This window comes from Streptomyces sp. SID5464, from assembly GCF_009862985.1.
Taxonomy (GTDB): Bacteria; Actinomycetota; Actinomycetes; order Streptomycetales; family Streptomycetaceae; genus Streptomyces; species Streptomyces chartreusis_D.
Window position 1 is genome coordinate 77,122 of the sequence record NZ_WWIQ01000011.1, and the last position, 8,118, is coordinate 85,239.

General features: G+C 70.5%; 7 protein-coding genes. 4 read left to right on the top strand and 3 right to left on the bottom strand.

Features of this window, described 5'->3' with window-relative positions; genetic code table 11:
- From GTY47_RS12755 to GTY47_RS12765, 3 genes are all read right to left on the bottom strand, one after another.
- On the bottom strand, positions 1-1,336 hold a 1,336-nt coding region (locus GTY47_RS12755; protein WP_106430713.1), incomplete at its 3' end, for an ABC transporter permease subunit.
- 326 nt (positions 1,337-1,662) lie between these two features.
- Complete coding sequence (locus GTY47_RS12760; RefSeq protein WP_029181562.1) at positions 1,663-3,171, bottom strand: ABC transporter substrate-binding protein; 1,509 nt, start codon at positions 3,169-3,171, stop codon at positions 1,663-1,665.
- 266 nt (positions 3,172-3,437) lie between these two features.
- On the bottom strand, positions 3,438-4,115 hold the full coding sequence (locus tag GTY47_RS12765) for a GntR family transcriptional regulator (RefSeq protein ID WP_010045580.1): 678 nt from the start codon (positions 4,113-4,115) through the stop codon (positions 3,438-3,440).
- Between the two features lie 261 nt (positions 4,116-4,376).
- On the opposite strand from GTY47_RS12765, the gene GTY47_RS12770 reads away from it, so the two are divergent.
- The 4 genes from GTY47_RS12770 to GTY47_RS40200 all read left to right on the top strand — a co-directional run.
- Positions 4,377-5,765, top strand: coding sequence for an amino acid permease (locus GTY47_RS12770; RefSeq protein WP_029181563.1), 1,389 nt, complete (start codon positions 4,377-4,379; stop codon positions 5,763-5,765).
- A complete protein-coding gene (locus GTY47_RS12775) occupies positions 5,762-6,526 on the top strand; it encodes a glucose 1-dehydrogenase (protein WP_029181564.1) in 765 nt (254 codons plus the stop codon). Before GTY47_RS12770 ends, GTY47_RS12775 begins: the two co-directional genes overlap by 4 nt.
- A gap of 25 nt (positions 6,527-6,551) precedes the next feature.
- Positions 6,552-7,826 carry an aminotransferase class III-fold pyridoxal phosphate-dependent enzyme gene (locus GTY47_RS12780; protein ID WP_010045584.1) on the top strand — a complete coding sequence of 425 codons (1,275 nt, stop codon included), beginning with the start codon at positions 6,552-6,554 and terminating at the stop codon, positions 7,824-7,826.
- A 5-nt stretch (positions 7,827-7,831) separates the two neighbouring features.
- A partial coding sequence (locus GTY47_RS40200; protein WP_040903971.1) for an aldehyde dehydrogenase family protein occupies positions 7,832-8,118 on the top strand: 287 nt, incomplete at its 3' end.

The window sequence follows — 8,118 nt, forward strand, 5'->3', positions numbered from 1 at the left end:
CGGGGAAGAGGACCGCCCAGGGGGCACGCTCGGCGTACGGCTGGTTCTCGGCGAGCAGCAGGCCCCAGTCAGGGGAGGGCGGCTGGGCGCCGAGACCGAGAAAGCCGAGAGCGGCCAGGTTCAGCGCGATGCCGGGGAGCCGGAGCAGGGCGTGGCGGACGACGGGCGGCAGGACGGCGGGGAGCAGTTCGCGGGTGAGCAGGTACCACTCCGTGGCGCCGAGCGCGCGGGTGGCGGTCAGGTGGGTGGTGGCGCGTTCCTGCTGGAGGAGTGCGGAGGTGTGGGTGGCCAGCGGGGTCCACGCGACGGCGGCCACGGCGAGTGCCGGCGTCCACGGGCCGCTTCCCGCGAGGCCGGTGACGAGGAGGCCGGCCAGGATCGGTGGAACGGCGTTGATGGTCTCGGCCACCGGCCCGGACAGGCGGGGGAGCAGACCCAGCAGTACGCCAGTGACGAGAGCGGCGGCGCTCACGGCCAGGGCGACGCCGAGGGTGGTGAGCGCGCCGTGGGCGACGCGGGCCAGCATGTCGCGGCCGAGCGCGTCGGTGCCGAAGGGCTGCGACCAGGAAGGGGCCCGGAGCCGGGCGGCGGGGTCCAGCGCGAGCGGGTCGCGCGGCAGGCCGAGGCCGATGACGGCGGCCAGCAGCGCCCCGTACAGCAGGGGAAGGACGCGGCGCGCGGACGGCGCGGGCGGGTGCAGGGAGCGCAGGGCGCCGTCGCGCAGCGCGGGCCCGGTCAGCAGCCGGGCGGTGAGCCGCGCCAGGGCACCGGTGACCACGGCGAGCAGGACCAGGGCGAGCGTGCCGGTCTGCAGGACGGGCAGGTCCTGGGCGAGGGCGGCGCGCAGGGTGAGCCGGCCGAGGCCGGGGATGTCGAAGATCTGCTCAACGGCGACGGCACCGCCGGTCAGGCCGACCACGAACAGGCCCAGGTTGGGCAGCAGTGCGGGCACGCAGCGCCGCAGCGCCTGGCGGGCCACGGACGAGGGAGGGACGCCACGGGCGGCGGCCGCGAGCGCCCATGGCTCGGCGAACGTGCCGGGCAGCAGGTCGTCCAGCAGCCGCCCGAGCACCGCCCCGGCGGGCAGGCCGAGGGCGATCGAGGGCAGCACCATGCTCTGCGGGCCGTACCAGCCCAGCGCGGGCAGCCAGCCGAGCTGCACGCCGATGACCGAGGCGAGGACGGAGGCGACGAGGAACTCGGGCAGTGCGGCCAGCATCGCCGATCCGGTGCCGCCCGGGCGTCTGGCGCCGAGCCGGCGCCTCGAGCCCAGCCACAGGGTGCGGGCGCACACCGCGGCGACTGTGCACACGGCGACCGCGACGGCTCCGCCCATCAGTGTCAGGGAAACGCCGAGGGCCTGTACGGCGGAGGGCAGTACCTCGCCGCCGGAGACCCAGGACCGGCCCGCGTCCCCGTGCAGCAGTCGGACCAGCCAGCGCCCGAGCAGGGACAACGGGCCGTCGTCCAGGCCGAGTTGGTCACGCACGGCGGCCAGTGCCCCGGGGGTCGGATCGCGCTCCGCGGAGCGGGCCTTGAGCACGGTCAGCGCGGGGTCGGTGCGCGACAGCCAGGGCAGCAGGCCGATCCCGCAGACCAAGGCGGCAGCCGGCACAGCCCGCCACAGCCGCGTGGGGCCGCCGGAGCGGTCGGACGCGCGGTTCAGCGCCGGGTTCCTGTTCCGACGTACTGCCGCTCGTCCCAGCTGAACAGGGCGCCCTGCACCGACTTGCCGATGCCCAGGACGGCCTTCACGTGGACGAGGGGGATCACCGCGTCGGTGCCGAGGATCGCCGCTTCCGCTTTCATGGCGGCGTCCTGCCGCCTGGTCGTGTCGGATTCGTTCTGGGCGGCGGCGACGAGCCGGTCGACGTTCTTGTCGCACAGCAGCGACAAATTGTAGGTGCCGTGGCAGGTGAAGTCGCTGGCCAGGACGGAGACGGGGTCGCCCGTGTCGAGCATCATGTTGCGGGAGGTCACGGCGGCGTCGTACTTGCCGGCCAGCATGTCGCTCTCGACCTGCGAGTCACTGCGCACCACCAGCTTCACCTCGAACCCGGCCTTCTCCAGGTCCTGTTGCAGCACCTGGGCGACCTCGGGCAGCTCGGGCCGGGTGGAGTAGGTGGCGATGGTGACGGTCTTACCGTCGGGCTTGGTGGCCTTCGCCCGTCCGGTGGGCGCGACGCGTTTCCCGGCCGTCCAGGGCAGGGCAGGGCCGAAGAGCCCCTTGGCGGGTTCGGCGTATCCCTCGTACACGTCCTTGGCGATGACGGAGGTGTCGATCGCCTCGCGCGCGGCGGCCCGCAGCCCGGGGTCGGTGAAGGCGCCGGACTTGGTGTTCAGGTACAGGCTGGTGTCGCGGGCGGTGTCCGTCTCGTGGACGGTGTCCTTGTCCAGGGAGGCGATCTGCGCGACGGGGATCGCCTGGGCGATGTCCACCTGTCCGGTGCGCAGGGCGTTGGCGCGGGCGGTGCCGTCGGCGATGAACTGGACGTCGATGCCGGGGGCCTGGGCGAGGCCGTCCCAGTAGCCGTCGAAGCGGCTCAGGGTGGCCGCCGTGTCACCGGTGATCTTTGTGATCTCGAAGGGGCCGGTGGCGGTGCCGACCGGGTTCACGGCGCCGTTCTTCTCGTACGCCTTCGGGGAGAACACCGCCAGGCTCGGGTTCGACAGCCGCAGCGGCAGTACCGGGTCGGCCCTGTCGGTGTCGATCCGCAGCCGGTCCTCGCCCTCGGCCTCGGCGGTCAGCTGTATGCCGGTGAGGGCGGTGGGTGCCGGCTCCGCTCGGGCGGCATGGGTGAGCGCGGATGCGACGGCCTTGGCGGTGACCTCGGTGCCGTCCTGGAACGTGGCGTGCCGCAGCGTGAACACCCAGCTCTTGTCGTCCTTGTCGCTGCTCCACGACTCGGCGAGCGCGGGGATGGCGGTGCCGTTGGCGTCCAGCTTGGTCAGCCCTTCCGAGACGTCCAGCCGGGACATGATGAAGGCGTCCTGGCCGTACGGGGAATAGTGCTCGGTCGGTGCGAAGGCCAGTGCCACGCGCAGTCGCGCTCCCGCTCCGGAGCCGGACGGGTCGGAGGACGGTGAAGCGTTGTCGTTGGGGGCGAAGCAGCCGGTGAGGAAGGGGGCGAGGAGCAAGCCGGCCATCAGTCGGCGGCGGGGTGTTCTCATGGTTCGCGTTCTTGTCTTCCGACGGTGACGATCAAGGGGATCTTGACGGAAGAGTATGTGAAAATCGTTTCCATTACGCCAAGAGGATGCCAAGGCGTGGAATCGTTTCTTCGCTTTCTTCGCCGGTTTCTCGAACGGCGTCAGCTCGGGGACCGACAGCCGGCGCGGTTCCCCGCCGCCGGCGCTCGGGCCGCACTGCGCCCCCTCACGGGTAGGTGGTCTGGCTCAACGGCTGACGCTGACACCGTGCGCATGAGGTACAGGCGTCAACCGTCGTTGTGGGCAGCCAGGATCCGCTGCACCCTCTCGGCGTTCGTCTCGATGTGGTGGCTCGCCTCGCGCTGTGCGCGCTGGGTATCGCCTGCCCGGACCGCCTCCATGAGCGGCTCGTGCTCGCTGACCACCTTGCTCGGGTTCTCGTACTCCCGCTCGTGCGCGGACAGGGCCATGAGGTAGAAGCGCAGTTCCCGAGTCAGTCCCGCGTAGAACGCGTCGATGCGGCTACTGCCGAGGGCTGCCACGATCGCCGCGTGGAAAGCCAGATCCGCGGCCACGATGTCGGCACGTTCATGTGACGCGGTCGCCGTCTCCAGGCGGGCGTAGGCCTCTTCCGCGACCGTGAGCTGGTCAGCGGAGAGCGGCGCCGCCAGCGCGGCCGTCTCCAGGCGCTGACGAGCGGTGTAGAGCTCCGCGACCGTCTCGGGTGTCGGAGAGATGATCACGGCCCCGCGGTTCACCTCGAACCGGACCAGGCCGCCGTGCTCAAGCAGGCGGACCGCCTCGCGGACCGTGTTGCGCGCGATGCCGAGTTCCGCGGCGATCGCACTCTCGCGCAGGCGCTCACCAGGGCGGAAGGCCCCCGCGAGAATCCGCTGCGAAAGTCCGTCCGCGATCTGCTGGGCGGTCGTCGTCCTGCGGGCCACCAACCCGTCGAGTGCCGTCATGGCGTCATCCTACCGAGCTGGGCCTCTAGCGCTCAACAGTAGAACTGTTCTACAGTTCCGCAGCCGACGGTCTTCCAGGCAGCTCGGAGGCTTGCCCCGGGGCGGGTGCCATCACTCGACGGCACCACAGCCCCGTCCCAGCCGCCGCGACACCAGTGCGTGCTCCACGTCCACTTCCGACCTGCAGACCGCCCGGCGCGCGCACGGCCCCGTTGTCGCATGCGCGACCACCGGCAACGACGCCGCAGAAAGGCTCAGACAATGCAGACAACTTCCGAGGTCACCACAGAGCACCTCCAGCCCGAGGTGCCGGGCACGCTCAGACAACGGCATGTTCGAATGATCGCCCTGGGCGGCATCGTGGGCGCCAGCCTGTTCGTCGGCAGCGGAGCGGTCATCCACGCGGTCGGCCCGGCCGCCATCCTCTCCTACGCCCTCGGCGGTCTCCTGGTCATCCTCGTCATGCGGATGCTGGGGGAGATGGCCACCGCCTCACCCGCCCTCGGGTCGTTCATGGAGTACGCCCGTGCGTCACTCGGCGGCTGGGCCGGCTACACCATCGGCTGGTTGTACTGGTACTTCTGGGTCGGCGTCGTGGCGTTCGAGGCGGTCGCCGGCGCCAAACTGCTCATGCTGTGGATCCCGGGCGTGCCCCAGTGGGTCTTCTCACTGTTCCTGATGTTCCTGCTCACCGCCTCGAACCTCGTGTCCACCCGTTCGTTCGGTGAAACCGAGTTCTGGCTGTCCTCCATCAAGATCGTCACGATCGTCGTCTTCCTCGCCGCCGGCACCCTCTTCGCCCTCGGGGTCTGGCCCGGGTCGCAGCTGTCGGTCGGCAACGTCGACCAGGGCGGCTTCGCCCCCCACGGCCTGTCGGCGATCCTGCACGGCATCGTCATGGTGATCTTCGCGTACGTCGGCACGGAGATCGTGACCATCGCGGCCGCGGAGTCCGCGGACCCGGTGAAGTCCGTCGTCAAGGCGACCTCCTCGACGGTGTGGCGTGTGATCATCTTCTACGTCGGCTCGGTGACCCTGCTGGTGATGATCACCCCGTGGCACCAGATCCCGACCCAGACCAGCCCGTACGCGGCCGCCTTCGGCAAGATGGGCATCCCCGCGGCGACCACCATCATCAACGTGGTCGTCCTCACCTCCGTGCTGTCCGTCCTCAACTCCGGCCTGTACACGGCCTCGAGGATGCTGTTCGCCCTCCAGCGCCACAACTGGGCGCCGCGATGGGTCGCCGACCGCAACCGCAAGGGAACGCCCTGGAAGGCCATCCTGGCCTGCACGTCCGCCGGCTACGTCGCCGTCGCCATGAGCTACGTCGCGCCGGACACCGTCTTCGACTTCATCATCAACTCCGCGGGGGCCGTCGGCCTGTTCGTCTACGCGATCATCGCCGGATCACAGCTGCGCATGCGACGCCGGCTGGAGCGGGAGACCCCCGAGCTGCTCAAGCTGCGCATGTGGGGCTACCCGTACCTCAGCTGGATCACCCTGGCGGGCATCCTCGTCGTTCTGAGCTCCATGCTGCTGGTTCCGGACGCCCGCTCACAGCTCTACCTCAGCGTCCTCAGCCTGGCCGTCATCCTCGCCACGTACGTGGTCGTGCGGAACGCGCGGAAAGCCGCCGCGCGCCGATGACGACCCACGTACCCACGCCGTCACGGGTGGCTCTCGTCACGGGCGCCACCTCCGGGATAGGCGCCGAAACCGCCCGGCGACTCCACGGGGACGGATTCGCCGTGCTCCTCAGCGGCCGTTGCGGCGAACGAGGTGAGGCCGTGACGCGAGAACTCGGCTCCGACAGCGCCTGCTTCGTCCCCGCCGACCTCACCAGGGACGGTGAACCCGATCGCATCCTCGACCAGGCCATCGACCGGTTCGGCAGGGTGGACGTGGTGGTGAACAACGCGGCAGCCGACCACACCGGGGAACTGCTGGACGTCCCGGACACCGAGATCCGTGCCACCTTCGAGATCAACACCTTCGCGGCGATCGCCGTCCTCCAGGCAGCGGGACGCGCGATGCGGCAGTCGGGCGGCAGCATCGTCAACGTGACCTCCCGGCTGGCCACGGTCGGCGTCCCCACGATGGGCGTCTACAGCGCCAGCAAGGGCGCGATGAAGGCCCTGACGGCGGCGGCCGCGGTGGAACTCGCGCCGTACAACATCCGCGTCAACGCCGTGGCACCCGGCATGACCCGCACATCGCTCTTCGAAGCATGGCTCAGCTCCCAGAAGGACCCGGAAGCCGTTGCCCGCAAGGTGGCGGACGCCATTCCGCTCGGGCGGCCGGCCACCCCGCAGGACGTCGCAGGCGCCATCGCGTTCCTCGCCTCACCCAGTGCCGAGTACATCACCGGCATCACCCTTCCCGTCGACGGCGGCTACACCGCCCAGTAACTCGCACACCACTAGGGGAAAAGACATGTCCCACGAGAACCAGCCGGTCCTGACCGGGCCCGCCCTCTGGAGCGCCCAGGCCCACCTCCCGTCCGTCCTGGGACGCCAGCTGACCGTCGACCGCGCGGAAGGCAGTTACGTCTTCACCACCGATGGCCGGCGTCTGTTCGACGGCACCGCCGGTCTGTGGCACGCGAACGTCGGCCACGCCCGCCCCGAACTCGCCGAGGCCGCCTACGAGCAGATGCGGCGCCTGGAGACCTACCACATCTTCGGCCGCTACCTGAACGACCGAGCCGTCGAACTCGGCGAGCGCCTGGCCTGGCTCTCACCCATCGACGACCCCAAGGTCATCCTCAACAGCGGCGGTTCCGACGCCATCGACGTCGCCTGCAAGCTCGCCCGCCGCCACTGGCAGCGCGAGGGACGCACCGACAAGACCGTGATCCTCAGCCGCGAGTTCGCCTACCACGGCCTGCACGCCTACGGAACCAGCATCGCCGGCCTCGACTTCAACCGCGCCGGGTACGGCACCGAGTCCCTGGTGCCCGATACCGCGCGCGTGTCGACCCACGACATCGCCGCGGTCGAGCGCACGGTGCGCACCATCGGCCCGGAGAAGATCGCCGCGATCGTGGCCGAGCCCATTCAGGGCACCGGCGGCGTCAACCCGCCGGCCCCCGGTTACCTGGAGGGGCTGCAGCGCATCTGCCGCGAGAACGACATCCTCCTGATCCTCGACGAGGTCATCACCGGGTTCGGCCGTACCGGCCACATGTTCGCCACCGAGCGGTACGGCCTGCGGCCCGACCTGATCACCTTCGCCAAGGGCGTCACGTCCGGGTACGCCCCGCTGGGCGGCGTGCTCGTCGCACCCCACATCTGGCAGCCGTTCTACCGCGACTCCTCCGACACCCCCGTCTTCCGCCACGGAGCCACCTACGCCGGGCACGCCACCGCCGCCGCCGTCGCCCTGCGCAACCTCGACATCCTCGACGAGGACAAGCTGCTGCCCCGGGTGACCGAGCTGGAACAGCTGCTCGCCCGTGAACTGAACGCCCTCACGGCCCGGGCAGCGGTCGTCGAGACACGCGTGGCGGGGTTCCTGGGCGGCATCACGCTCACGGACGACCTCAGCGCCGAAGCGGTCACCGACGAACTGGTCGAACACGGTTTCATCACGCGTCCGCTGCGCGGCAACACCGTGCAGATCAGCCCCCCGTTCGTCACCACCGACGACGAGATCCGGCAGCTCGTGGCCGCCATCGACACCGTCATCTCCGCCCAGGAAGCCAAGTGACCACGATGCAAACCTTCCCCGACATCGAACCGACCGCCCTGGCCGACTCCGACAAAGTCCTGGCCAACCTCACTCTCGCCGTGCCGGGCGTGACCCGCACCTTCGACGTCCACGATCCGGCCACCGGCCGGACGATCGCCCAGGTCCCCGACTTCGACGTCCAACAGGCCCTCGCCGCCGTCGCCCGCGCCGACGAAGCCGGCCGGTCCTGGGCCGCCACCACCACCCGGCACCGCGCCGACATCCTGCGGGCCTGGTACGACCTGATCAGAAGCAATTCCGAGATCATCGC

What these genes read in the sequence shown, in the direction of transcription:
- GTY47_RS12760 (WP_029181562.1), bottom strand. Translation starts at nt 3,171, where the DNA reads ATGAGAACACCCCGCCGCCGACTGATGGCCGGCTTGCTCCTCGCCCCC.
- GTY47_RS12765 (WP_010045580.1), bottom strand. Translation starts at nt 4,115, where the DNA reads ATGACGGCACTCGACGGGTTGGTGGCCCGCAGGACGACGACCGCCCAG.
- GTY47_RS12770 (WP_029181563.1), top strand. Translation starts at nt 4,377, where the DNA reads ATGCAGACAACTTCCGAGGTCACCACAGAGCACCTCCAGCCCGAGGTG.
- GTY47_RS12775 (WP_029181564.1), top strand. Translation starts at nt 5,762, where the DNA reads ATGACGACCCACGTACCCACGCCGTCACGGGTGGCTCTCGTCACGGGC.
- GTY47_RS12780 (WP_010045584.1), top strand. Translation starts at nt 6,552, where the DNA reads ATGTCCCACGAGAACCAGCCGGTCCTGACCGGGCCCGCCCTCTGGAGC.